This is a genomic window from Candidatus Ponderosibacter sp. Uisw_141_02 (assembly GCF_048087665.1).
Lineage (GTDB): Bacteria > Pseudomonadota > Alphaproteobacteria > Puniceispirillales > Puniceispirillaceae > UBA3439.
This window is the reverse complement of record NZ_CP159807.1, coordinates 697,363-722,510: the sequence shown is the minus strand read 5'-3', so window position 1 is coordinate 722,510 and position 25,148 is coordinate 697,363. Positions and strand designations below refer to the sequence as shown.

27 protein-coding genes are annotated in these 25,148 nt (G+C 45.9%); 11 read left to right on the top strand and 16 right to left on the bottom strand.

Annotated elements, in window-relative coordinates:
• Nucleotides 1-39: 39 nt before the first annotated feature.
• From ABXT40_RS03695 to ABXT40_RS03685, 3 genes are all read right to left on the bottom strand, one after another.
• Entirely contained in the window at nucleotides 40-459 is a 420-nt protein-coding gene (locus tag ABXT40_RS03695; RefSeq protein ID WP_443646492.1) for a DUF6691 family protein, read from the bottom strand.
• A 15-nt stretch (nucleotides 460-474) separates the two neighbouring features.
• Nucleotides 475-906, bottom strand: coding sequence for a YeeE/YedE family protein (locus ABXT40_RS03690; RefSeq protein ID WP_443646491.1), 432 nt, complete (start codon nucleotides 904-906; stop codon nucleotides 475-477).
• An 84-nt stretch (nucleotides 907-990) separates the two neighbouring features.
• Nucleotides 991-1,896, bottom strand: coding sequence for an MBL fold metallo-hydrolase (locus tag ABXT40_RS03685; RefSeq protein ID WP_443646490.1), 906 nt, complete (start codon nucleotides 1,894-1,896; stop codon nucleotides 991-993).
• A 308-nt stretch (nucleotides 1,897-2,204) separates the two neighbouring features.
• On the opposite strand from ABXT40_RS03685, the gene ABXT40_RS03680 reads away from it, so the two are divergent.
• Genes ABXT40_RS03680 through ABXT40_RS03670 form a run of 3 tightly spaced genes read left to right on the top strand, consistent with a single transcriptional unit; the run spans nucleotide 2,205 to nucleotide 3,753 of the window.
• Nucleotides 2,205-2,498: a DUF1330 domain-containing protein gene (locus ABXT40_RS03680; protein WP_443646489.1), complete on the top strand. Its 294-nt coding sequence runs from the start codon at nucleotides 2,205-2,207 to the stop codon at nucleotides 2,496-2,498.
• Between the two features lie 54 nt (nucleotides 2,499-2,552).
• The gene (locus ABXT40_RS03675; protein ID WP_443646488.1) at nucleotides 2,553-3,425 is read left to right on the top strand and encodes a TauD/TfdA dioxygenase family protein; all 873 of its coding nucleotides are present in this window, start codon (nucleotides 2,553-2,555) and stop codon (nucleotides 3,423-3,425) included.
• Nucleotides 3,426-3,459: 34 nt separating this feature from the next.
• Nucleotides 3,460-3,753: a DUF1330 domain-containing protein gene (locus ABXT40_RS03670; RefSeq protein ID WP_443646487.1), complete on the top strand. Its 294-nt coding sequence runs from the start codon at nucleotides 3,460-3,462 to the stop codon at nucleotides 3,751-3,753.
• A 55-nt stretch (nucleotides 3,754-3,808) separates the two neighbouring features.
• Here the strand turns inward: ABXT40_RS03670 and ABXT40_RS03665 are convergent, their stop codons facing one another.
• The 3 genes from ABXT40_RS03665 to ABXT40_RS03655 form a co-directional block, all read right to left on the bottom strand.
• Nucleotides 3,809-4,264 carry an acyl-CoA thioesterase gene (locus ABXT40_RS03665; protein WP_443646486.1) on the bottom strand — a complete coding sequence of 152 codons (456 nt, stop codon included), beginning with the start codon at nucleotides 4,262-4,264 and terminating at the stop codon, nucleotides 3,809-3,811.
• A gap of 19 nt (nucleotides 4,265-4,283) precedes the next feature.
• The gene (locus ABXT40_RS03660) at nucleotides 4,284-4,727 is read right to left on the bottom strand and encodes a DsrE family protein (protein ID WP_443646485.1); all 444 of its coding nucleotides are present in this window, start codon (nucleotides 4,725-4,727) and stop codon (nucleotides 4,284-4,286) included.
• A 110-nt stretch (nucleotides 4,728-4,837) separates the two neighbouring features.
• Nucleotides 4,838-5,503, bottom strand: coding sequence for a dienelactone hydrolase family protein (locus tag ABXT40_RS03655; protein ID WP_443646484.1), 666 nt, complete (start codon nucleotides 5,501-5,503; stop codon nucleotides 4,838-4,840).
• Between the two features lie 292 nt (nucleotides 5,504-5,795).
• Between ABXT40_RS03655 and ABXT40_RS03650 the strand changes: the two genes are divergently transcribed.
• A complete protein-coding gene (locus ABXT40_RS03650) occupies nucleotides 5,796-6,800 on the top strand; it encodes an aldo/keto reductase (RefSeq protein ID WP_443646483.1) in 1,005 nt (334 codons plus the stop codon).
• Nucleotides 6,801-6,914: 114 nt separating this feature from the next.
• Nucleotides 6,915-7,400 carry a YajQ family cyclic di-GMP-binding protein gene (locus tag ABXT40_RS03645; protein ID WP_443646482.1) on the top strand — a complete coding sequence of 162 codons (486 nt, stop codon included), beginning with the start codon at nucleotides 6,915-6,917 and terminating at the stop codon, nucleotides 7,398-7,400.
• 515 nt (nucleotides 7,401-7,915) lie between these two features.
• On the opposite strand, the gene ABXT40_RS03640 is transcribed toward ABXT40_RS03645, so the two are convergent.
• The 5 genes from ABXT40_RS03640 to ABXT40_RS03620 all read right to left on the bottom strand — a co-directional run bounded on the left by ABXT40_RS03640 (nucleotide 7,916) and on the right by ABXT40_RS03620 (nucleotide 10,771).
• Nucleotides 7,916-8,380 carry a hypothetical protein gene (locus ABXT40_RS03640; RefSeq protein WP_443646481.1) on the bottom strand — a complete coding sequence of 155 codons (465 nt, stop codon included), beginning with the start codon at nucleotides 8,378-8,380 and terminating at the stop codon, nucleotides 7,916-7,918.
• A gap of 8 nt (nucleotides 8,381-8,388) precedes the next feature.
• Nucleotides 8,389-9,285 carry a cytochrome c gene (locus ABXT40_RS03635; protein WP_443646480.1) on the bottom strand — a complete coding sequence of 299 codons (897 nt, stop codon included), beginning with the start codon at nucleotides 9,283-9,285 and terminating at the stop codon, nucleotides 8,389-8,391.
• Between the two features lie 2 nt (nucleotides 9,286-9,287).
• Nucleotides 9,288-9,737 (bottom strand): c-type cytochrome, encoded by a 450-nt coding sequence (locus ABXT40_RS03630; RefSeq protein ID WP_443646479.1) that lies wholly within the window; start codon nucleotides 9,735-9,737, stop codon nucleotides 9,288-9,290.
• A 260-nt stretch (nucleotides 9,738-9,997) separates the two neighbouring features.
• Nucleotides 9,998-10,297, bottom strand: a complete 300-nt coding sequence (locus ABXT40_RS03625; protein WP_443646478.1) for a c-type cytochrome — start codon at nucleotides 10,295-10,297, stop codon at nucleotides 9,998-10,000.
• Nucleotides 10,298-10,318: 21 nt separating this feature from the next.
• Nucleotides 10,319-10,771, bottom strand: coding sequence for a DUF4396 domain-containing protein (locus tag ABXT40_RS03620; protein WP_443646477.1), 453 nt, complete (start codon nucleotides 10,769-10,771; stop codon nucleotides 10,319-10,321).
• A gap of 71 nt (nucleotides 10,772-10,842) precedes the next feature.
• Between ABXT40_RS03620 and ABXT40_RS03615 the strand changes: the two genes are divergently transcribed.
• Both ABXT40_RS03615 and ABXT40_RS03610 read left to right on the top strand, forming a co-directional pair.
• Nucleotides 10,843-11,130 (top strand): MerR family transcriptional regulator, encoded by a 288-nt coding sequence (locus ABXT40_RS03615; RefSeq protein ID WP_443646476.1) that lies wholly within the window; start codon nucleotides 10,843-10,845, stop codon nucleotides 11,128-11,130.
• Nucleotides 11,131-11,332: 202 nt separating this feature from the next.
• Entirely contained in the window at nucleotides 11,333-11,497 is a 165-nt protein-coding gene (locus tag ABXT40_RS03610) for a hypothetical protein (RefSeq protein WP_443646475.1), read from the top strand.
• Nucleotides 11,498-11,588: 91 nt separating this feature from the next.
• Here ABXT40_RS03610 and ABXT40_RS03605 read toward each other — a convergent pair whose 3' ends face one another.
• Nucleotides 11,589-12,152, bottom strand: a complete 564-nt coding sequence (locus tag ABXT40_RS03605; protein ID WP_443646474.1) for a hypothetical protein — start codon at nucleotides 12,150-12,152, stop codon at nucleotides 11,589-11,591.
• 530 nt (nucleotides 12,153-12,682) lie between these two features.
• Between ABXT40_RS03605 and ABXT40_RS03600 the strand changes: the two genes are divergently transcribed.
• The 4 genes from ABXT40_RS03600 (at nucleotide 12,683) to ABXT40_RS03585 (ending at nucleotide 17,497) form a co-directional block, all read left to right on the top strand.
• The gene (locus tag ABXT40_RS03600; RefSeq protein ID WP_443646473.1) at nucleotides 12,683-14,050 is read left to right on the top strand and encodes a DUF6538 domain-containing protein; all 1,368 of its coding nucleotides are present in this window, start codon (nucleotides 12,683-12,685) and stop codon (nucleotides 14,048-14,050) included.
• Nucleotides 14,051-15,022: 972 nt separating this feature from the next.
• Nucleotides 15,023-16,033 (top strand): inverse autotransporter beta domain-containing protein, encoded by a 1,011-nt coding sequence (locus ABXT40_RS03595; RefSeq protein WP_443646472.1) that lies wholly within the window; start codon nucleotides 15,023-15,025, stop codon nucleotides 16,031-16,033.
• A gap of 67 nt (nucleotides 16,034-16,100) precedes the next feature.
• The gene (locus tag ABXT40_RS03590; protein ID WP_443646471.1) at nucleotides 16,101-16,895 is read left to right on the top strand and encodes a hypothetical protein; all 795 of its coding nucleotides are present in this window, start codon (nucleotides 16,101-16,103) and stop codon (nucleotides 16,893-16,895) included.
• A gap of 383 nt (nucleotides 16,896-17,278) precedes the next feature.
• Nucleotides 17,279-17,497 (top strand): hypothetical protein, encoded by a 219-nt coding sequence (locus ABXT40_RS03585; RefSeq protein ID WP_443646470.1) that lies wholly within the window; start codon nucleotides 17,279-17,281, stop codon nucleotides 17,495-17,497.
• Between the two features lie 703 nt (nucleotides 17,498-18,200).
• Here the strand turns inward: ABXT40_RS03585 and ABXT40_RS03580 are convergent.
• The 4 genes from ABXT40_RS03580 to ABXT40_RS03565 all read right to left on the bottom strand — a co-directional run bounded on the left by ABXT40_RS03580 (nucleotide 18,201) and on the right by ABXT40_RS03565 (nucleotide 25,100).
• Nucleotides 18,201-18,596, bottom strand: a complete 396-nt coding sequence (locus tag ABXT40_RS03580; RefSeq protein WP_443646469.1) for a hypothetical protein — start codon at nucleotides 18,594-18,596, stop codon at nucleotides 18,201-18,203.
• Nucleotides 18,597-19,399: 803 nt separating this feature from the next.
• Nucleotides 19,400-19,726: a DUF5681 domain-containing protein gene (locus ABXT40_RS03575; protein WP_443646468.1), complete on the bottom strand. Its 327-nt coding sequence runs from the start codon at nucleotides 19,724-19,726 to the stop codon at nucleotides 19,400-19,402.
• A gap of 213 nt (nucleotides 19,727-19,939) precedes the next feature.
• Nucleotides 19,940-22,366, bottom strand: a complete 2,427-nt coding sequence (locus ABXT40_RS03570; protein WP_443646467.1) for a caspase family protein — start codon at nucleotides 22,364-22,366, stop codon at nucleotides 19,940-19,942.
• Nucleotides 22,367-22,475: 109 nt separating this feature from the next.
• On the bottom strand, nucleotides 22,476-25,100 hold the full coding sequence (locus ABXT40_RS03565) for a caspase family protein (RefSeq protein WP_443646466.1): 2,625 nt from the start codon (nucleotides 25,098-25,100) through the stop codon (nucleotides 22,476-22,478).
• Between the last annotated feature and the right edge of the window lie 48 nt (nucleotides 25,101-25,148).

Below are 25,148 nucleotides of genomic sequence, written 5' to 3'. Positions count from 1 at the left end.
GTCCTTCAACAAGTTTAGCGCCCTTAAATGGCTAGCAGACTAAGTCAGGCGGCGCATCACAATTCGGCCAACCAGAAGGCCCGCGATCATAAGACCAAAAAACGGCAGCATAGCTTGGCCATTCAAAAGTAGGCTTGCCACCACCGGCCCTGGACACAGACCAGCAAGTCCCCAACCCACCCCAAAAATGGCACTGCCAATCACCAATGGCTTGTCAATATTGGTTGAGGTTGGCATTGAAAATGTGGCGCATTGAACTGGCGCTTTGCGTTTCATCACAAGGCGGTGGCCAATAGCATTCACCAAAACACCGCCTCCCATCACAAATGCCAATGACGGATCCCAATCCCCAAAAATATCAAGAAACCCAACAACCTTAATGGGATTCAACATGCCAGCAATGGCAAGGCCGGTACCAAAAATCGTGCCGATGATCAAAGCTGTTATCAAGCGTGTCATGATCTGTCTCCGCCGCTAAATATAATTGACGATGGCAACAGTTGCCACCGCGCTTGTCATAAAGGTCATCACCGCAATCAATGACCGTGGCGAAAGTCGGGCAAGGCCGGAAATGCCATGTCCCGATGTACAGCCCGACCCGATTGCCGTGCCAAGCCCAACCAAAAAGGCTGCGATATAGAATTGTGGCCCGCTGGCAACCGCCTGCCAGATGATGGGTGCTTTGGTAATCATCTGCCAGATAATCGGGCCAGCCACCGCACCTAGCAAAAACGCCAATCGCCAGCCCCGCTCGGCCGGTGATGCGGTTCCGAGCAGCCCACCAATAATGCCGCTAACGCCCATAATGCGGCCTTGAAACACCATCAGCAGTAATGCTGCCAGCCCGATTAAACAGCCGCCCAGAAAGGCGCTAATCGGGGTAAAACTTGCCCATGCAATCGTCATCGATTTTCCTTTGGTAACAATAATCTTTCTGATTGATCTTGATGGCGCGACCTTGGCCAGCCAATCACGTCAGAACCAGTAAAATTAAGAAGATTTTTTGGATTTTAATCCCGAAATAGGAACCTTTAGATAGGTATCGCCATCCGGCTCGGCAGCGGGCATATGGCCTGCCCGCATATTCACCTGAATTGACGGCATAATCAGGGTTGGCATGGCAAGCGTCGCATCACGTTTCAACCGCATTGCCACGAAATCGGCCTCGCTTGCGCCTTTGCCAATATGAATATTTTTGGCGCGTTCTTCGGCAACCGTTGTTTGCCAAGCAATAGAACGTCCGTCAGGGCCATAATCATGGCAGACAAAAATCCGCATTGCGTCATCTAGTGCCAAAATCTTCTGAATGGACTGATATAACTGGGCGGCATCACCACCCGGGAAATCGGCGCGTGCAGTGCCGCCATCAGGCATGAATAGCGTATCACCAACAAAAATGGCATCGCCAATCACATGCGTCATACAAGCAGGGGTATGGCCGGGAGTATGCATCACATAGGCCGGCATTTCGCCGATCAAATAGCGACTTCCATCTTGGAACAAAACATCAAACTGGCTGCCATCACGCTGGAATTCGGTACCAGCATTGAACATTTTGCCAAAGACTTCCTGCACCTCGACAATTTGTTTTGCAATGCCGATTTTTCCACCGTGTTCCTGCTGGATATAAGGGGCAGCCGATAAATGATCAGCATGAACATGCGTTTCGATAAGCCATTCAACCGATAATTGATGTTTTTCAACATAATCAATGATCATATCGGCATGCGTATAGGCAATTTTGCCAGCGGCGTAATCAAGATCAAGAACGCTGTCAATGATCGCACAGGCATTGCTTTGCGGGTCTTTTACCACATAGCTGATGGTGTTGCTTGCCGCGTGAAAAAAGCCTTCAACATGAGGAATAATCTGGCTTGATTGGGGATCGGGTGGCATTTTTTAAGTCTTACTTTCCTCAAATCGAAATGAAATTAAAAATCATGGTACTAGCTTGCAAGGTCACACCATCGGCACGCGCAAAAGAAACGACTGATCGCATCAGCTATTAGAAATATATAGTATCAAAAACCGCAGGGCAGGCAAATATTTTCCAGTTGTAATTCGCCAAATCGCCTGCCAGACTTTTTTCATCTTCACTGAACACCTTGGTAACAGGGATGTTCTTTTTTGATCCAGATCTGGTTTCGATCCCGCAAAACCCAGAATTTGGCTTTTTAACGACTGCGGGCAAAACGGAATGTAAAATGCGCAAAGCTTATTGGATTAGCACTTATCAAAAAGTCATTGATGACACAAAACTAGCCGCCTATGCGGCCTTGGCTGGGCCGGCTATTTCGGCTGGTGGTGGCCGGTTTCTGGCTCGTGGCACACCGGCAAAAGTCTATGAGGCTGGCGTTCTTGAACGTACGGTTTTGATTGAATTTGACTCGCTTGATGCGGCAATCAGCACACATGATGGCGCTGCCTATGGCGCGGCGCTTGATGCGCTTGATGGCGGTGCAATCCGTGAAATTCGCATTGTCGAAGCTGCCGAATAAAACCGTCAATTGAACCGCCACATCAGCGGCCTTTTTGTAAATGGGGTATCTATTATGGATTATGAAATCAGGCCGTTAACGCAAGGTTTTGGTGCCGAGATATTCGGCCTTGATCTGGCTTCGGGCTTTAGTGACAATTTGGCACAAGATCTGGTTGGGGCGTGGGTTGACGCTGGCGGCCTGATGGTGATCCATAATCAAACCCTATCAAGCGAACAGCATATTGCCTTGTCGCGGCATTTCGGCCCCTTATTCGGCGATCCAAATGAAAGCCCGCTGCAAGACACGGTTAGCCGCTATATCCATCCCGATCATCCGGAAATTTACCGTGTATCAAATCAGGTGAGTACAGATGGTAAACCCAAAGGGCGAAAAGGGGCTGGCACTTACTGGCATTCGGATGTGTCATTTCGTGACCGCCCAGCCCAAGCATCTTTGCTTCATGCCAAAACCATCCCGCCAGTGGGAGGTGATACAATCTTTGCCGATCAGGCTGCTGCCTATGAAGCTTTAAGTGATGGCATGAAGGCAATCCTTGACCCACTTTACGCATGGCATGATTTTGAAGTGGCAGCCCGCACCCAATATGCCAAGCCGGTCATTGCCGAAAATGATATGGATGGCGCCAATCGCGCGCGCCACCCTCTGGTTCGCACCAAGCCTGAAAATAACAGCAAAAGCCTATTTGTGAATCCGGGTTTTACCTCGCATATTGACGGGCTTGATGCTGCTGAAAGCCAGGCCATTCTTGATTTTCTGTATCAACATTCAATCCAGCCACAATTTTTATACCGGCACAGGTGGAATGAGGGTGATTTGTTGATTTGGGATAATCGTTCCTTGATGCATTTTGCCGTTATGGATTATCCCGATGATGAACCACGCTATATGGAACGTTGCACAGTCATTGGCGAAACCCCCGCCTAAATCATTAGAATTTTAGCGTTAACAGGAGTGTCAAATGCCAAAGGCCTATTGGATCACAACCTATCACAGCATTTCTGACATCAGCAAAGTCGAAGCCTATGCCAAGCTGGCAGGACCAGCGGTTGAAGCCTGCGGTGGGCAATATCTGGCGCGCGGCGTTGCCCAAGCGGTTTATGAAGCAGGCATTGCCGAGCGCACCGTTCTAAGTGTCTTTCCAAGTCTTGACGCCGCCATTAAAGCGCATGACAGCCAAGGTTATGGCGCAGCACTCGAGGCACTTGGTGACGGCGCTGTTCGCGAAATCCGGATTATCGAAGGGTTGGAATAGCGATTGAACTGACCGCAAGCAACCACATGGGAAGCAACCGCTTGTTCACCTTGCCTTATTGACCTTCAATCATCAAGGCGGCGCATTTTGCGCGGGTGGGCGCGTCAATCGCCAGCGGACGCTGGTCAGCAGTGGCAACATTCACATGCACAAAAACACCCGTTGCCGCGGTGATATCAGCATCGGCCAGAAACAGGCCAACATCATAAGTAACCGAGCTTTTGCCAATGCGGCGCACCGCAAGCCCAACATCAACATCACATGGATAGGCCACATCGGTAAAATAATCGCAGCCCGATGACGCCACCAGAAACTGGGTTTTATCTCCGGCAAGCGCCAAGATACCTGAATCAATCAGGAATTTATTGACCGCCGAGTCAAATAATTCGTAATAGACCGCATTATTCATGTGCCCATATTGATCATTGTCACGCCAGCGCGTGGCAAAGGCGGTGAAATGGCGATAGGCCTCGCGCCCTTTAGGGCGAGGCCTTGTATTTTGTTCAGCCATCAAAGATCAGCCCTACCGATTACGGCCGGACATAGGCATAGCCCTGTTCCTGCAATTCGACCAACCGAACAACCCCCGATGGCACTATGCCAACACCGTCAATCAGCGCAACATCCTTGCCAGCCTTTTCGCTCATCTTGCGATGCGTATTGCCGCATGCTGAAAATTGCAGATCATCAATCGACATCGACATAACCGAAATCCGCTCTTCATCCGGGCTTTTGCCTTTGACAAACATATTCATCCCCGGCCCATAGGCAACAAGCTCAATAATGACTTTTTCGCCCTTGCCAGCATAGTAATTTGAGACATTCTGCACATTGTTCAGTGCCATATTCATGACTTTTGGATCACTCTCATCAACATGAAACGCAGTTTTATGCGTTTTCACATCGGCAAATGCCATCGTTGTCGTCACTAGCAACAGGCCGATCATAATTGAAATTCTTTTAAAAATTGTCATTACCATCTCCGTTGAATTCACCATTCAAACCTGACAAGGAATCACCACCTTTGCAAGGGGCTAATCAAATTGGCAATCTTTGATATTTGACGTTTCATCCCTTGCCATTATCAGGCCAAATGGGTTTCCAAAAACGCCATGCTCCGCCCCCAAGCCAGCGCTGCTGCATCGGCATCATACTGGCCGCGATGATCGCAGTTAAAACCGTGTCCAGCATCATAAAAATGCGTTTCAACCGAGGGCTGCGCCGCGGCAAAGCTGCGCGCGCCCGCTTCGGGGATTGAGGCGTCATGAATGCCAAAATGCGCCATGACCGGATAGGCCGCATCACGCCCTGCAAGCGATGGCAATTCACCGCCATAATAGCTAATCGCCGCAGCAAGGCCGCTTGTTTTGTCACAGGCCATGCGCCATGCAAGTGACCCACCCCAGCAAAAACCAACAACACCAACCGCCCCAGCAGATGCCACATGGTCAATCGCCGCCTTGACATCAAATTCGCTATTTGCATCTGCCTGTTCTTTCAGGCCACGCCCTTCGGCAACACCATCATCATAGGCAAGCGTGATATCGGGCGCAATCCGGTCAAACAGCGCAGGCGCAATGGCAAGATATCCAGCCGCCGCAAACCGGTCAGCAACCTCTTTAATATGGGCATTCACCCCAAAAATTTCCTGAATGACAACCACCGCAGCCTTTGGCGTTCCGGCAGGTGTGGCAAGATAAGCCTTGAACGAATGTCCGTCCGCTGCTGTCAGGTTAATGCTGTTTTTCATAACAACCTCATTCTATCGTGACGACTTGGGACCTCGCCCAATTCGAATAAACCATCTTGTCACTGTGGCCCAACAAGCCCGCCATGACAATGACTGTTCACCTCACCAACATCTGTCTATCAATCTTTCCCCGTCATCATCCAAGGGCAGTTATCACTTGAAGCGGGATTGCTGGCATGAAATACTGGGGCTCCTATCATGGAACGGCAGACGATAGCGCCTTTGGCGATCCATGCCGCCGCCAAATCAGATCAAGACCACGCCGCGATCCAAGCTTATTTCAGGAGATTTCATGCATCAAAGAAAGCTCGGCAAATCAGGCCCTAAGTTATCCGCTATTGGCATTGGCGCTATGTCTTTTACCGATTTTTACGGCGCAACATCCGAAGCGGAATCACATGCGGTTTTGACCCATGCGCTTGATCTCGGGGTCAATCACATCGACACCGCCAATGTTTATGGCGGCGGGTTGAGCGAAAGTGTAATTGGCCTCTTTCTGGCCAAGCAGGGCGCGCAAAAGACCAAGCTTTTTCATATTGCCACCAAGGCGGGCATCGCCGTTGATAAGGAAACAGGACGCCGCTATTTCGACAATAGCCCTGCCTATCTTCAGGCCGAACTTGACGCCTCGCTTGCGCGGCTGGGACTGGATTATGTCGATCTTTACTATATTCACCGCCGCGACAGTGAAACACCGATTGAAGAAGTGACCGAAACGCTGGCGGCAATGGTCAAGGCCGGCAAGATTGGCGGTTTTGGGTTTTCCGAAATCGCCCCAACATCGCTGTATCGGGCCGCCGCCATTCACGAAATCGCCGCCGTTCAATCCGAATATTCGCTATCGGTTCGTAGCCCGGAAATGGGATTGGTACAGGCAACGTCTGCGCTTGACGTGTCATTGGTGGCCTTTTCGCCATTGGGCCGGTCATTGCTGACCGACAAGCCGCATTCGCGCGCCACGGCGGTGGCAAGTGGCTGGTTGAAATCAAACCCGCGATTTGTCGAACCAAATCTGACCGCCAATATCGAAGCTGTAGCGCGTTTCCGCGCACTGGCCGCCGAAATGGGGATGAGCGCGGCGGCGCTTGCGATTGCATGGCTACTGCATAAAGCGCCGCATATCCTGCCAATTCCGGGAACAAGATCGGTTGATCATCTTCGCGAACATTGTGACGGCGCGACAAAAGCATTGTCATCTGATGATATGGATCGCATTGAGGCAGCTTTGCCAATTGGTTGGGCGCATGGCGACCGTTATGCCGATGCGCAATGGGTTGGCCCCGAGCGTTACTGCTAGGCAAAGATAGCATTTTTGATCAAAGGCACATTCGATCAACGGGGCATTTGATTGCCCTTTTTTCCACTTTTGATATGATTGTGCGAGTATTTGTCTCAAAAGAGGGTTTGCAAAATGCCAAGTTTTGACATTGTCAGTAAAATTGACACAACCGCGGTTGATAACGCGCTTGCTGGCGTCACCAAGGAAATGGATGTGCGCTATGATTTCAAGGGCAGCCATTGCGAAGTCTCGCGAACTGAAGACGCCATCCTGATCAAGGCCGATGACGAATTAAAGCGCCGTCAGGTTGAAGAATTGATCGTCACCCATCTTACCCGTAAAGGCGTTGACACCAAGGCCTTGGAATTTGAAAAGCCCGAACAGGCTGGCGGCAACAGCGTTCGGCAGACGGTGCAAGTGCGGCAGGGCGTGCATCGCGAAGTCGCGCAGAAAATTGTCAAAGCCATCAAAGGTGCCAAGCTGAAAACACAAGCCGCGATCCAAGGCGAGGAAATTCGTGTTTCCGGCAAAAAACGTGATGATTTGCAGGCAACAATGGCGATGATTAAGGCCTTGGATATTGATCTGCCGCTGCAATATGAAAATTTCCGCGACTAGGGGTTTGACGATTTGTTTTGGGCGTCTGATTTTGCCGTATAATCCGCTTGGCCAAATCCAGAAAGATGAATAATCGCACCTCCCGATGGTGATGCGCTGGCATTGATCCGGAAGATCACTAACCCGGAAGGTAGTGACAAATCTAGTTATGAAGAAATAGATTTTCGGACACTCAATTAGCGTGTTGGAGCAAACTGCCCTTTTGAGGCAGATAAGCTACTGATAGCCAAACACAGGCAAGAATGCCCATTAGATATTGTTGAGGATCAATTTTTACCAAATTCTATTTGGAATGATGATACATTATCAAGTCCAGTTTGAAGATACCACGCAAGCAACGAGTTGAAAAAGCAGAACTTTGTTGACCATCTCGAGCAAAATCAGCCGTCAATGGCGACCACCTTTCATCCGCTCATGAACAGCTGTCATTCCTCTCTAAGTCATATCAGTAACTTCTACCGCATGTTTTTTGAGCAGGTTTACAACAGCCGCGTTCGAAGAAGTCTGGGTTACTTTTACACCCTTGCCGGTCTTTTCAATCTCCGCATCAATCTTCTCATAAACACCAAACAATGCGTCCAATGTTGGCGATTGTATGATAACGGCTGGGTTTTTCCCTCTTGAAGACGTGTAACCATTATTGAAACATGAGATACGATTGCGTCGCGTAATTCAACATCCTGAGCTTCAGTTATTGTGATGATACCGTTTGGTAATTTCTCAACCGATCTTACTATGCCTTCGTGAGAGCGAAATATTTTCTTAAGATCGTCTATCTCTTGTTCAGCAATGTCTTCGCCCTGCAACCCTGGCATGTTTATCTCATCATGTTGGTGCTGGCTCGAGCGAGCTTCTTTTTGTGACGCCTGATTACCATGATGCGAATGGTGCTTCGTAAAATAATTGTGATTGTTGAATTTAAAGCACATGAATGCAAAAGCTGCAGCGGCTCCAATGCAAAGCATAAGCAGATATTTCACAGTGGTATTCATTCCACTATTTTTTCATCGAGCATTTTCAGATATTTCGCAATAAGATTTCTATCTTCTGTAGTAAGTTTTGCTGTGTTATCAATTACTGCTGCCATCTTACCCCCGGCAACATCAAAATCAGGCGTCATACCTGAGAGTAAATATTCAGAAACCTCTTCAACGGTCCATTTCAAATCATTGGGGTGAATGCTAGGGATCCTACCCTTACCACTCGGATTCTTTGCTCCTTTCATCCACTGGCTTCTTATCGAGGCTCCAAAAACATCTCGCGGTGAGTGACACTCTGCGCAATGGCCAAGTGCCTCAACCAAATATGTACCTCGCTCATGCGGGTTTGCAATAAATGAGGAATCGAAGAATAGTTTTTTCCAGATACCAACACTCATTCGAATGTTGAAAGGAAAATCCAACTCATGATCTTTGCTCGGCGTTTCGACGCTCGGCAGTGTTTTCCAATACTCCCAAAGGTCAGCAATATCCTGATTAGTCATTTTGGAATATGAGGTGAATGGGAAAGCTGGGTAATAATGGTTATTCTGCGGGCTTTGACCAAATTTTAATGCGGTATAAAAATCGCCAAATGACCACCCGCCAATTCCATGAGTTTTGCTCATCGAGACATTAGGCGCGTAGAAGGTGCCAAATGGCGTCACAAATTGCTCACCACCACCTAAATACAATTTTTGATCTTTGCTTTGGCCCAGGTGGCAACTATTACAACCGGCTGCAGCAAAGATGTATTCGCCACTGGCTTTGCTTCCAGTCAGGTTCAAAACACTAGTTTTGATTTTCTGACCGGGCTGTGCCAACGCGTAAAGAAAAAAGATCAGGCATATAATAATGCCGGAGATGAAATAGACTTGCGTTCTGTAAGATCGAAAAATAACACCCAATTTTATTTCTTTTCTCGGTAGCTTGTATGGCAAGTTTTGCAAGACTTGGACAACTGCCCCAAAGCAGGTTTTAAATTTTCGAAGCTTTGAAAAGAGGCGGCCAGACTATTTGCATCTGTCGCTAATTTCAGTGAAATCTCAGTGAAATTATCAAACTCTGCCCAGATGTTGGGCTTAGCCTCTGATTTAGGATCAGTAGCATTCTTTTTAAAGGCACCAGGCGTTTCAGTCGCCAAACGTGAAATTTCTTTAATCGCGTTGACTGCTTTTTCTTGCTCAAAAGGAATCTTCTGTTTGAGCATCATACCAATCACTTTCATATTATCAGCCATCAAAGACATCAACTTCATTCTTGCCATCACATCTTTGTCTTTGACATCGCTGTGAGCTAACGCAGCACTAACGGTTAAGAAATTGAAAACAATAATTACTTTTAAACTTTTTGTGACCATTTCAACTCTCCCTTTGCAAACAAAACAATCGTACCAACCAAAAACACTGGTGAGAGCGTTCAAGGCGCCGCTATATCAAGTTCATGATCCCGCTTTTTTCTCCATTTCCTTGTTCAGCTTATAATCAGCATTTACCTTGTTATGGATTTCAACAATGTCCGCGGGCCATCTGGATTTGATATAAGACAAAGCAGCAATTATTTCATCGTCTTTGAGTACACCCTCATAAACAGGCATACTAACTTTGTATTTGCTGCCTATCATTGCTTCAAACCCATATTTAGTAAGGTTAAACAACAATTCATCAGGATGATGCCATGTATGCCCTGAGCGATCATGGGGGGAGCTAATCTCATCCCATCAACCATTTTGTCACGCCAACCTTCTTGGCCCTCAAGGTTTACACCATGGCAACTTGCACATTGATCCACATAGATATTTTTACCTAGCTTAACGTAAACAGGGTCATTTGGACGCAACTCCACCACGCCAGCAATTGCAACATTCGATGCAAATACACACCCTAAAACAGTGTTGAATACAAAGATTGAGGCTTTCATGGCTCAACTGCTCCTATGTTTTTAGTGACACGCCTTGCCTAACGCCTTTAAACGCCAGTAATTATACGGTAATGGAGTTACAAACCCAGCGACCAACATCAAAGGCACTGCCCACCAAGTGAGCATGGCCCCGCCGGTGAGAAGGAAGTCTGTTAAGTTCATCGCTGCTTCCATTGAAACCATTGATATCAATGACATCCCCAAGGCAGTTTTAAACGCTAATTGCAACACCATTTGTCGCGCTAGAATAATTGTTTCAAGAATTATTGATGTCAGCAAACCATTGAATATTGCCAGTGACATTATCCAAAGCACTGGCCACTCAATTCCAGTGACTTGGAAATACAATATCGTACCCATATCTCCAATTGAACATCCTAATAGACACCAGCTTGTATTGTAACTTGCTCGTCTCCAAGTATGCTTGCACTGCCAGTGGATATTTAGTGCACTAATAGCAATAGCAATAGCCATACCCGTCTCCTTTTTTTAATCGATAAGGCTTCCCCTAAGGGTAAAGTCAATACAGTAAGGAGAGTTGACTTATGAAAATTGGTCAAGCAGCCAAAAAGTCAAGTTTAACGACAAAGACCGTTCGCTACTACGCGAATATTGGTCTATTTTATCCTGAGGTTGACCCATCAACTGGATATCGAAAATACAAACAAGCTGATGTTGCAAAACTGCAGTTTGTTGGCACAGCAAGCCAGCCACCTATCTGGTCAATCATGTCTGATGGACACTTACAGGGCCAAAAATCGCCACATTCTCCACAAATTGAGAACAAATACCTTGCATATAAACCCCTCAGTCAATTAAGGGTTATAATATGAACAAGATACTTTTAGCAGCCGCACTCCTCTCTCTTGGCGGGTGTAATGCTGCTTACAATGAAGCAGTCAACAAGCAGTTAGCAGAAGGGTACAGATGGGTTGAGATACCTTGCCGCCCTGCTAACCCTGATTTGCCAGCGATCACTATTGATGCCCCTAACGGACAGAAGTTAGTTTGCAACGTTCTAAGGAAGTAGGGGTCATGAAAGAAATCATTCAAAGCAATCTCAAGCCATCAACCGCCACAGTCCTCTTGAGAGAGTTGCTCGTATTTGTATGTTTTGCAATAGGCGTTGAATTTGAAAACATAGTGTTGGAAAGAAACGCACAGCAAACATTACAGGTGCAATGGAGAGTATGGATATGATGATAAAATAAGTGGTTAGTGTGGTTGGTTATTTTTTGTAATAGATAGCTTGCGTGTGGCGATTTAAGGGGCGCAAACATCCAAATATTATTCAAAGGTCGGTGAAATGATTTTTCAGGTGTTTTTCTATGGTGATTTCACAAACTGCTGCTGACAGCGTGGCTGCTTTGGAAGAGTTAGAATAAACTTCAGGATTATTTCCTATGACGTCGTTTGCCCTTTTTTGAGCTTTTACAATTATGTCTGTTTGAAATGCCTCACGATTCAAAATTCCATATGCTGAAGTAAGGACGAGTGCCGCATCATTTTTTCCCTTAGAGTATTGTCCGCCTTCATCCCAAATACCCTCCTTAATTGGGTCACCTATCACCCTTAAAAATTCATGAATGCTATTCATTGGAATGCCAAGCTCTTGCCAACATTCAATAAGAAACTCTATTCGTTTTTTCTTCTTCCACAAAGCTCCCTTAAAGACCATATCTATCGACATAGCTGACATATAAATAACAAAACCCTTTACATATGGGTCATTTATGGCGGCAGTCAGCAACTTGTTTTTTTTGTTAGTTGGGCAAGCAGCTATTCCCTTTAGTAAAGTTTTTTTGATAGCCCTACCGATTTTAGCGCCTTGTTTTTTGTGTTCAGAAAAAATCAAAATAAACCAACCATTTCCCGAAAACTGGTTTTGATTGCAATTATGCTATCAGGAAATTAAGACGGTGGAAAGAGATGCAAAAATCTTCAGGTAAAGGAATAAACCTATATATCCTTATCGTTATCAGTGCAGAGCAAGTGACCAGCTAAGTGATATCTGAGTTTCTACTGAGTACAGGGTAAGTGGGTGTGTAGGTGATATTCATCTAAACCCTGAATAACACTTATCTGTATCACCTAGACTGCATCAGCAATCTTCATAAGGAATGTATCTATCTTATCATATACACCTTCATTCCATTAACCGAAGATTTCTATTCACTGTGAAAGAAACTGTGAAAGATTACGTGCCGGTTGACAGTGAGTCAGTGACACATAATATGTGAATATTGCTGATGTTCAGGTCAGTGATGGTGCATAGATAAGGCATAACACTGTGTCTCGGCCGCACCATTCTCCTTAGCAAAACCGCGGAAACCCTAGTGTTTAGCCAGTTATTTTGTTATAACAGGTGTCACAAGGGTATCACAAATGCGAGTTTGGCTCGACTTGAAGTATGTTCTGCGAAAGCCGTCTGGTCGGTATTATTACAGAAGACGCATCCCTGATGACTTAAAAGGTCACCATGATGGACTGTCGTTCTTCGTTCAATCCCTAAAGACACATGAGGCTGCTAAGGCTGAGGCTGCGGCAATTCGTATTACACAGCAATTAGACACGCTGTGGGCTTATTTTCGTAATCCTGATGACCGTTCTATTCCATTAACCTTGCGTCAAAGAGCAACAGCCTTCCTTGAGAGCCATGGATTCGAGCCAGGGGAAGCCAAGAAGCCTTTGAGCAAGATTGACCATGAGGCACCCTTTACAGCCATCGACCTTATGCTTGAGTTGTACGAGGGTAAGCTAGATGACGTTCGTCATGGCTCAAAAGAAGAGACTGAAGAGACTGCTATCATCAGAGAAGCTTTAACTCAGTTGAACTATGGGAAGGCTTGGCATTGGGAAGATGCTCTTTCTCTTCATCACCAGATGAATGGTGATGGTAAGTCCAAGAATGACCTTAACCACATCGAGCGACCGATTAGGCGATTGTTGTCAGTATTAGGCGACAAGCCTTTGTCTGAGTACACCAGACAAGATGCACAAAAATTCAAAGACTGGCTGTACGATGAGACAGACCAAGCACTTAACAAGTCACCTTTGTCTACTTCCAGCGTCAAACGCTCTATGGATTCTGTAAATTCGGTCTTTAATCTGGCTAATCAGGAGCATTCACTAAAGCTAGACAACCCCTTTTCTGGTCTTCGTTACAGGAAGCAAGAGCCAAAAGAGAGACCAGCGATACCAGTCGAACACATCGCTCAGGTACAGGTGCTGTGCCAAAAGTTTGATGATGATATGCGTTGGTTAATAGCCTTAATTAGCGACACTGGCCTCAGGCTTGGAGAGGCTGCTGGATTAGAGCGAAGCCACGTTGACCTTAGTGCTGAAGTTCCTCACGTTATCGTTCAAGAGACCGACAACAGGCGTCTTAAGACAAAGACAAGCAAGAGACGTGTTCCTCTTGTTGGAGTGGCTCTATGGGCCGCTAGGAGGGCTGTAGAAGCCTCTTTGCGAAACAATACGCCCTTCTTATTCCCGAGGTACAACAAGCAAGCCAGCACCAACAGTAACTCTGCTAGCAATGGTCTTAACAAATGGATGAAGGAGCATATCCCGCCTCAGTATGTTCTTCACGGTTTTCGACACGCGATGAGGGACAGGCTACGCGAGGTCGATTGTCCTGCAGATGTTATGGATGAGATAGGTGGATGGTCAAAATCCAGCATCGGTCAAACCTATGGCCAGGGGTCGTCTCTGGAGAGGCTTCATAGGTACATGAAGCAGGTCGTTATTTAACTGCAGTTTTGAGAAATTTATTCGGATAAGGGGTTGACTTTTATAAAGAAATGTGGTTCTTATCCTATCGTCAGCTTAGATGATTAAGCGTCAGCGACAACACACCTAATCCCCACAATCTAGGATGCCTTTTAACGGCGATTTGAGAGTCACTGAGCGGGGTTGAATGGTCGAGACATACTTGCCTAGCAAACACCCCCTAAAGAGGCTTCAGTGAGTCTTAAATCGCGATTTAGAAAACACTGACCTCCGCACCTTTGGTTCACCAATGTCAGACAGCCTCAATTAAGACGACAACAACAACATCATCATCTCCCCCTAAAGTAACTATAGGTAACCATAATGTCCTTAGTTAAGGTTCTTACTAGGGTGTTGGTCATGTTAGATACTAGGGTAACCTCTAGTACCTTAGTACCTTAGTACCTTAGTACCTTAGTCTCGTCTTACGGTTACTAGTACACCCAGGTCACCTTCAGTTTCGATGTTGGTCTTTAGGTGGTAACCATTATGATTGTTACTTATCGCAAACACCTAAGGGCAGTCTTATGGGTAACCTAAGGTAACCTAGAGAGGGTGTTCTTATGCGTACTAGTGTACTCCGGTCCACCCTGCCTGACTATTGGCAGTAGGTGGAAGGTGTCGTAGTTGGTAACAACCATGATTAACAATCAAGACTGAACCTTAGGCTCTAGGTTCCATATGCCAGTGTAACCTCATACCAAAGTAACCTTAGTTCCCCAGTCCAAACAAAAAGGTGTAGCGGGTGTAGGGGTAAACTATAGGTTCTATCGAACAATGGTTCTGTAGAATTAAGGTTTTGAGCCTCCACCTCCTACACCACCATCAAAGAGATAAGGCCAAGGAAAACCAAAAGCCACCTCTAAACGTCAACTGCAAGTCTGCAAACTCTTCGTTGACAAGCATCTGAACCAATGCCTACGGTTGTGGCTTAAATTTGCGGAGACGGTAATCATGAGAAGAATAACCTTACTTTTGACTGCATCAACTCTTGCCATTTCAGGCTGTTCTTCGATTGGCAGTGGGTGGGATAACACCGTCGATTTTATATTCGGCCCGGATGATGGCGCAGGTCAACGTCAAGAAGCCGCTGCAAAGATGGCTTCGGATGCTGCAGGTAGTGCCAATCCAGAACAGGCGTTAGTCGATAACGTTGTGAAGAAAAGCGTTGATAAAGCCGCAATGTCAACGGCGGCTGCCATCGATAACTCCATGACCCATTCCAAAACCGATATCAGCATAACTGGCATCAAAAGCAAAAAGACACGTTATGCGGTTACCAATGTCAAAGGCTTTGAGCCAAGTGACAATGGTCATGCGCAAACGTTCATGCAATCATCGCTTACGAACGCCAATTCAAGAGCTATTTTGAACTTAGGTTTAGGACGCCGTTACCTTAGTGATGATGAAAGCGTTATTACAGGCTTTAACGCATTTTTGGACTACGACCCAAAATATGGCCACCAACGGGTCAGTATTGGGGCAGAGTTGAAAGCCTCAGCGTTTGAATTTACTGCAAATAGCTACAAGGCGCTAACCAAATGGAAAAAAGGTAAAAACAGTAATCAAGAACGGGCATTAGACGGGCATGACATTGAGTTGGGCGCACAAATCCCCTACATGCCGGCTGCAAAGCTTTATGTGAAGAATTGGAAATGGAAGGGTGAAGATGGCGTTGGCGATACCAAAGGTAACACCTACAGCATAGCGTTCTCGCAGTTGATAAATGGCGTTCAGGTCGAACTTGGCCGTAGAGACTATGATGGTCTGACAAAAGATGAAAATTTTGGCCAACTGACTTACACTATTCCGATGGGTGGTGCGCCTGCCCAGTCAAGCAAACCGTTATTCTCTGGCGAGATGTTTGAGAACTCTTCGATGAAAGACAAAATGCTTGATAAAGTTCGGCGTAACAATGCAATCGTAATTCAGACACAGTTTAGCTCAGGAGTCAGCGGTGTATAAATATGTTCTAGCGACAGTAACAGCGTGTGTTCTAATATTTACTGGCCACTTGTCTACCAATGTGTCGATGGCTGCTGCTACTAATGTCTCGCCTGGTGCTGCTTCCCCAACTTGTGATACGAGCTCTCCTTTCACATCCGGTGGTGACTGCACTGTTACTCCTAGCTCTTACAAAGTTACAATTTATGAGATGGGGCTTTGCAAAAGCCATCCATATGGCACCGCAAAAACAGATGAAGAGTTTGATGCATCGAGTTGTGTGGTAACTTATAGAGATGCCGCGCCAACAACAGTTGACGTCGCGACGATTTTAACCGGCGGGTCGATCTCTATGCCCGGCGCTAGCTCGGCTCCGACTGAAGGAAGCTACGGGTACCCTTATATCATCATGGGCTCAACCTTTGTCACTTCAGCAGTTCATACTAACTCCGTAGACACTTATTACAGCAAGTCCGATTGTACTGTAACCACTACTGAAGCTGATTTTGGGGAATGCACTGATAGCTTAACCCAATTTGGTAATGGCGGTGGTGGTGGTACCGATTGTGACTCAGGCTACGTTGGGGCAGTTGTGAGTGGTGGAACGATAGATGCTTTTGTGACCAATACTAGCCTTTCGCGTAGTCAAAAAACTAACGGTGCCTCTAGTGGTGTGTGCATAAAATCTGGCCGTTTAGTTGGTGTCATGAACGTGCCCACTCCAGTGACTGTTACAGCAAATACTATTTCTGTTGTGTTTAACTTTGTATTGACCAACTACGGCGCTCAGTTTTACGAGAATGATGGTGGTGGTAATACAGTAGCTGACGAAACTGGGAGCGGACCGTTCTCTGGGTATTTTGTGGTTACCGAAGCTGATTAAGTTACGTCAAGCACTACTCGGCTTAAAAGGTTAAATATTTAACTAAACAACAGCCAAACACAGCCTAACCTTCAACCCCCTTTTTGAAGTCATGAGATTTCGATGGGTACTAGGGTATGATTTTGGACGTAAGATTCCTAAAATCCTTAGCCTTAAAAAGGTATCACAAAGGGTATCACAAGCCTCTTGCCAAGAGTTAAAACTGTCTATAATATTCAATTAGTTAGACACTATTAGTTCCGCACCACATTGCGTCTCGGCCGCACCATCTTCTTATCTAAACACCTGATATGTCAGCACATTATGTGCAACAGATTAGGCGCGTGAAATAGACAATCACGAAATCTTTATTCAATCAAATCTAGATAAAATTGGTGAGTAAATTGGAATTTCTACTTCTTTGGGTTCTTGGTGGTAATATTTTGGATAGTGGTCTCCGTTATGAAAATGCTGGCAGTTGTTACGCTGCTGCTCAGAACAGTGGCAAAGACCTTCAGGAGGTGGGCTTAGCACCACCAAAGTTCACCTGCGTTCCAGTCGCTGAAAACAAGGAACTGAAACTTCTAGTTCCTGAACAACAAGGCTCACGTTTCCCATTCTAAGGTGATTAGATTTTCTTCATCCACCTTTCTAAGACCTGCAATGGATACCCATTTCCATAGCCATGAACTACTCCACTGGTCTTCCATCCTCCTATTGCATCAACAATATCACTGGGACATTCCACTGCTCTTAACCTATCTCTGAGGCTGCGTCTGAAGCTATGGATGACACAGTTATCAGGCACATACTGATGCAACCATTTATTCAAGCCTCCACTCGCTGAGTTAGCTTTGCAGCCTGTTTCATCGCAGTATCTGGGAAACGCAAATATACTATCATTATTGGCCTCTATAAGCCTCTTAGAAGCCCATAGAGCCTCTTTGGTTAATGGAATGAGTCTTTTGACTGCCTCTAGTTTTTAGACTCCTCCACGGATGAGGTTTGAGGTCTATATGAGGAATAGGTTCACTCACCTTTATATCCTCTTTCAACAGCCCAGCAGCTTCTCCTAATCTCATGCCAGTGTCACTGATTAGAGCAATCAACCATCTAATCTCATCGTCAATGTCTTTGCACAGAGATTGCACCTTCCGAATGTCCGGAATGGATATTGGTTGACTTGCTTGGGCATTGTCATCATCAGAGAAGTAGGGCTTGGCAATGACGTCTTCTCGGCCGCACCATTCTCCTTACAAAGGTTAAGATATCCTATTGATCTTAAATGATTCTTTTGAATTGCCGTGAGGGTGGGTAGTACAGCGTTTATTCTTGGTGCCGCCGTGATGCCACAAAGAGTGACAAAACACACAAGGCTGAAAAAAAAATCAGAATGAATAATGGAACGTCTGCTTGTCCCGAAAGTTTTACCTGTAAGAGAGCTGTGACCATCAAAAGGAAACCGATTGCAGATGAAAACAACAACCTTTGTGCCGTCGATTTCGGACTAGACTGGCACGAAAACAATATTACGCCAATAAAGGCACAGCCTGCCCCCATATTTTTCCGCAATGCCACACCGACGTCGATTGCTTGCTGGTTCTCAGCAAAATCTGGAAACATTAACAGGGTGAAGAATTCTGGAAACATCCAAAAGGCTCCTCCAAGAATTATCATTAAGGTTCCATTGAGTGCTAAAATAGCCCGTGAACTATGCAACATTTGATCTCTCCAATCCTCAGCTTTCATCGCCCTTCAATTTCATGTTGACACTAGGGTTAGATTACGTGATTTACTCAGCAAATCAAACCCCTCACCATAACTCTGCCCAACACCAGCAGTAGTTCAACCACCTATCTGATCAATCATATCTGATGGACACTGAACAGCCCTCAGTCTGTCTCTGAGGCTGTGTCTAAAGCTTTGGATTACACATCCTTCTGGCAGTCTAGGCTTCAGCCACTTGTTGATTGCTGCTGATGCAGAGTTGGCGTTAATCCCTTCAGCTGATGTGTATCTAGGAAAGGCATATGGACTAGCAGTATGGTTAGCTTTAACCCTCTTAGCAGCCCATAGAGAAGCTCCTACAAGTGGTATTTGTCTCTGACTGCCTTTTGACAATCAAAGCAAAATTATAAATGCAATGATAAAAGAGCAACAACCGACCCCTTAGCCCCTTTTTTGAAGTCGTAAGATTACGATGGGTACTGGGGGGCGTCTTCAGTCAACAGGAGTCACACTGGTGTGTAACACTGTGTATAACAAATGTACGTGTTGACACTGCCCAGTGATTGGATAACCTGTTGTTATTGCTCAAGAGGAACTTGAGTTGACGTAGGTTTCGTAGGTGCGATGGATAGGAAAATGGTGCGGCCGAGAAGGGTTAGCACCACTGCGATAGCCCAATAACTCCAGAGATTCTGCCACCTAAGATTGAGCGCGGCAAGTCGAATGTACGACCATTTGTACGACCGTAGCGCTTGATCCGCCGATACCCCCCCATCGAAATAACGGGCTGGGGTGGCTTATGCGATATGCACGTCTCTTTTTCCTCCTGCCAACCGCTCGTTAACGGCTCGCAAGACGTCCAAATAGCTGCCCTCAGCGCCTGTAACCACTTCTACCTTCGCCTTGCCCCAACCGCGGTCTAGGAGCGCCTGAGCCGCGGTTCCGCGAATACGTTCGTCCTTCCCATCACGCATTAATTCAACCAGCGTGTCTATGGCCTCAAGCGTGTAGGAGCGCGATAGTTCAGCGACGCGATGTTCGTCCTTTGGACGGCCTCCGGGGTTACCCGATTGGCCGGGAGCGAATTGGCCGGATCTAAGCCGAGCTTTTTGGATGGTTTGCATAGGGAGATTATAGCATTGGTGGGCGAAGGGGGTAAGGGGGCTATGTCCGCCTCATCGCTTCTTGCGTTGGAGCGTGGTAAACCTTGAATAGCAATCAAGAGTAATGCCTCAAAAAAACTCTGATGTAGACCAAAATAAAGTCTGTTATTTTTTTGTTTTAATTTCAACTGTCACCCGTTTTGTGATCTACATCTGCCTTTCAAGACAAGTCCATTATTGAAATCTCACCAAAACCGCGTCTGCATTTCCTTGTATTTGGGGCGTTTGGCTACCTGCTGAATATCTGTCCACGTTTTTCTGAACATATTTGTGAAGCTCTCCAGCAGTGATCTTTTTATCACTGTTACCATCGGCATCACCCTCTAAACCACGCATTACAAAATAACTAAACATACCGTGCTTGACCTCTTCCAGAGGCTTAGCTGTTTGATCATTTCCTGCAGCTGTAATTACGGTGAATTTTTTAGGAATTGATTGTGGCTTGGCCTTTATGCTGACTGGCCTTGCAGAGACAAGCTGCTCCTCTGAACGCGATGTGCCGGAATAACATGTATCCAAGAATACAGTCACAGATCGAGGGTTTGTCGCATCAATATCACCAAATAAGACATCCCTGCGAATTGCCGACTCTTCTAGAAGTTCAGGGGCCCCATCATAGGGCAGCAAAAACATATTATTTCCGTTATCGGATGCCATTCCGTGACCAGCAAAAAATACAAACACATCTGATTGCCGAGGAGAAACCATCCTTTTGAGCCAATTCTTACTCGCAATTTTCAGCTCAACTAAATCCGCCTTCTCATTAGTCAGTTCCAAAATTTTATTTTCAGGCACGCCAAGTTTGAGGGTTGCGTAATCATAAAAATATTTAGCATCGTCGTCTGCGTATGCCGCTCTTGCAGATGTCCGCTCGTAGTCAGCGATGCCAACGATCAGAGCTATGGCATTTTTGTTTTTCTTAGCGTCTCTTTTTACAGGATTTAATTCAGCAAACATAACCCGCGTAGTTTTGTCTATTTTTCCACGCTCTAAAAATAAATCAAAAGTTGAGCTGTTGCCAGCAGCATCTTCAGCAGTGATTTTCACCAATTTTCCATTTCGTGGAATGTAGACCTCTTGCCTGAATTTTCCCTCATCATCTATATTGAGAGTTTCTTTTCCTGCACGCGCAAATTTTATTGTCACATTATCGGTTATTACGCCCTCAACAATAGCTTTTGCTCCTTCTGCTTTTATGATTTCAGCAAGTATTTTGGGAGGTATTTTGTCTGTACTGGTCGTCGCCAGCTTTTGTTGTTCTGCTTCCTTTTTCGCAGCATCGGCTGCAGCTATCCCGGCCTCTTCTTCTGCTTTCTTTCTGGCAGCCTCAGCTGCAGCTAAACGAGCCTCTTCTTCTGCTTTCTTTCTAGCTGCTTCTGCTGCAGCTAAACGAGCCTCTTCTTCGGCTTTCTTTTTGGCTGCTTCTGCTGCCGCTAACCGAGCCTCTTCTTCTGCTTTCTTTCTAGCTGCTTCTGCTGCAGCTAAACGAGCCTCTTCTTCGGCTTTCTTTTTGGCTGCTTCTGCTGCCGCTAACCGAGCCTCTTCTTCTGCTTTCTTTCTAGCTGCTTCTGCTGCCGCTAACCGAGCCTCTTCTTCGGCTTTTTTCTGCAACTTTTCTAAAGCTAAAAGCTTAGATTTTTCAGCTTTTTGCTTTCTCGCAAGCTCAATCTCAGCTTGACGTTTTTCTTCTTCTGCTTTTTTTCTGGCGGCCTCAGCTGCAGCTAAACGAGCCTCTTCTTCTGCTTTTTTTCTGGTGGCCTCAACTGCTGCCAAGCGTACGACTTCCTCTGCTTTTCGGCGGGCTTCTTCAACAGCCTTCAAACGAGCAATTTCCTCAGCTTTCTTTTTAGCGGTCTCAGCTGCTGCTAGCCGTTCCTCCTCTGCTTTCTTTTTTTGGGCCCCGGTTGTGGCCAGATTTTGTTTATGGTTTAAAGTAAGAGTTCGTTCCTTTTGACTGCCAGATTTAGCTTCTGCTAGGAGGCTTTCTTTTGCCCCAGAAAAGTCGTATTTAAACCCAAAATTCAAACCCAATTTACCCATCTTTTTCAGAACATATTCTTGGTTTTGTGCCAGGACGGTTAATTGGGCGGCACGCGCATTGATTGAAATGTTAATTTCGTCAGGCTGGTAAATAAACATCGAGCATTTACGCCAAAATGAGCCTGAACTGTACTCTCCAATCACCTTTTTTGATAAAAGTGCTTCAGTTAAATTTTTGCCGCGAATGTTAAATGTCATCCAGTCAAGATTATCCCGCCACTTACTCGACGCCTCAGAGACCCTAATCTCAAAGCGGTCTCGAGAAACACGGCGGCCCCGGTACATTTTAAAGCCAGAAGATGAGATGCTTCCAAATGATCCATAAAACATCTCGTTGTCGAAAAACCCCTTGAAGCCAAGTTGAAACTTTTTCTGATTACTATCTTCACATTTCAGAAAAACTCTGGTGACAACGTTTGGAAATGTGGTTGGCACACGCCGAATTGGCATATCCGCAATTTTGGTGGGGTCGTCAGTGTTCCAATTTTTGCCATAAGATGGAACGTCATAAAACAGGCCAAGGCACAATAAGACGTATATAATTTTGGATGAATTATTCATTAAAATACAACACTGATTGATTTTCCTGAGCCACTCAGAAACATTTTAATGAACAATACTCGCGGCTGATCTTCCATAGCTTTCATGATTATTTGTTGACCGCCATCAATTACTGAAACCTAACCAAAACTGCGTCTGCATTTCCCTGTATTTGGGGCGTTTGGCTACCTGCTGAATATCTGTCCACGTTTTTCTGAACATATTTGTGAAGCTCTCCAGCAGTGATCTTTTTATCACTGTTACCATCGGCATCACCCTCTAAACCACGCATTACAAAATAACTAAACATACCGTGCTTGACCTCTTCCAGAGGCTTAGCTGTTTGATCATTTCCTGCAGCTGTAATTACGGTGAATTTTTTAGGAATTGATTGTGGCTTGGCCTTTATGCTGACTGGCCTTGCAGAGACAAGCTGCTCCTCTGAACGCGATGTGCCGGAATAACATGTATCCAAGAATACAGTCACAGATCGAGGGTTTGTCGCATCAATATCACCAAATAAGACATCCCTGCGAATTGCCGACTCTTCTAGAAGTTCAGGGGCCCCATCATAGGGCAGCAAAAACATATTATTTCCGTTATCGGATGCCATTCCGTGACCAGCAAAAAATACAAACACATCTGATTGCCGAGGAGAAACTGCTTTTTTTAACCAACTCTTTGTAGCAATTTTCAATTCAGTTCTGTCAGCTCTATCATTAATAAGCTCCAAAACATTTTCTTCAGGCACACCAAGTTTGAGGGTTGCATAGTCATAAAAATATTTAGCGTCGTCGTCTGCATATGCTGCCCTTGCAGATGTCCGCTCGTAGTCAGCGATGCCTATTATCATTGCAATTGCATTTTTGTTTGAGGCTGCTTTTCTTTTTACAGGGTTCAAAGCTGCAAATTTTTGGCGGGTTGGTCTAGATGTTTTACCACGCACTAACTCGAGCTTGAACTCAGTTTTTTTGCCCGCATCATCGGATGCGATAAAGGTAAGAGTTTTGCCACTTCGGGGAATGTAAACAACAGAAGTAAAAGATCCGTCAGCAGCAAGCTTTAATGCCTCTCCATCAACATTTGCGAATTTTACTCCGACATCATCAGAAATCGTGCCCTCAACAACCGCTTCAGGGCCTTCGGCTTGAGTGATCTCTGCAAAGATCTTTGGAGGCGATTTATCCAACTCAGATGCAGTGAGGCTTGCTTCATCATCAGCTTTTTTCAAGGCTAATTCGGCAGCTTCAGCAAGCTTAAGCTGTTCATCAGCCATTTTCTTTGCTTCAGCAATTTCTAATAGTTGTTTTTGCTGCTCAGCTTTCTTTCTGGCGGCCTCAGATGCCGCTAACCGGGCCTCTTCTTCTGCTTTCTTTCTGGCGGCTTCAGCTGCCGCTAAACGAGCCTCTTCTTCTGCTTTCTTTCTAGCGGCCTCAGCTGCCGCTAAACGAGCCTCTTCTTCTGCTTTCTTTCTGGCGGCCTCAGCTGCCGCTAAACGAGCCTCTTCTTCTGCTTTCTTTCTGGCGGCCTCAGCTGCCGCTAAACGAGCCTCTTCTTCTGCTTTTTTCTGCAACTTTTCTAAAGCTAAAAGCTGAGATTTTTCAGCTTTTCGCTTTCTCGCAAGCTCAATCTCAGCCTGACGTTTTTCTTCTTCTGCTTTCTTTCTGGCGGCTTCAGCTGCTGCCAAGCGCGCCTCTTCTTTTGCTTTCTTTCTGGCGGCCTCAGCTGCCGCTATCCGTGCCTCTTCTTCTGCTTTCTTTTTAGCTGCTTCTGCTGCCGCTAAACGAGCCTCTTCCGCTGATTTTCGGCGGCCTTCTTCAACAGCCTTCAAACGAGCAATTTCCGCAGCTTTCTTTTTAGCTAACAACGCCTCAGCTTGCTTTAACTCCTCATTGACCTGCTTTTGAGCGGTTTCTGATTCAGCTATGCGTTCATCTTGTTTTTTCTTCAACCGCAATGCGGCCTCTTTTTGAAGTTTTGCTAAACGAGCCTCTTCCTTCGAGCGCTTTATAGCCAGCTCAGCTTCAGCTTTGCGGCGTTCTTCAGCCGCTGCAACTTCAAGCTTGTTCGCCAAACCCACAAAATCATACTTTTCATCTTTAAGCCAGCCATGCCCAAAGAACTCATGTAATACGCCCGCTTGACTGAGCTCCATTGCTTCCAGTGCGCGAGTTTGTGCAAGAAAAGGGCGGTTATTGTTTTTGTAACTATCGACATCACGAAGCTGGGAAAGTTTAAGGGTGCATTCTCTCCAATAGCCACCGCCACTCTCGTACCGCCCTGTAACCCCTTTTAGAAGAGCATCAACAACATTTTTTCCCTTTAAGCGGTATTGGATCCAAACAGGTTTGTCTCTCCACTTCGTGGAGGCCTCTGAAACAGTGATGACAAAGAGATTTCTATTGGCTCTTTTGCCTGTATATAACCTGGATTGGTTACGACCTATCGCACCGCTCCAAAAGAAATCATTACTGACATATGCGTATAGCCTGTCGCTCCACTTACTACCTTTTTGGGTTTTGCAGTTTTGATCAAGTGTAAAGCTATACTCTGGAAAAGACCTGGGGACGCTTCTCGTCTGGATTTTGGTATAATCAAAAGTCTTACCGCTACTTTTGCCAACATTCCAATTTCCTGCAGTGGCCTTGATGGGAAATAAAACAAACCCGCCAAGAGCAAGCAAAAAAAATCCTGTCAAGGCTGCAAATGAGCCTGCCTCAAATAACGTTATATTTTTTTTGAAGCCCAGCGACATTGAGTTTCTCACAATATCCTTGTGCACAACCCCTTATCAAAAGGCGAG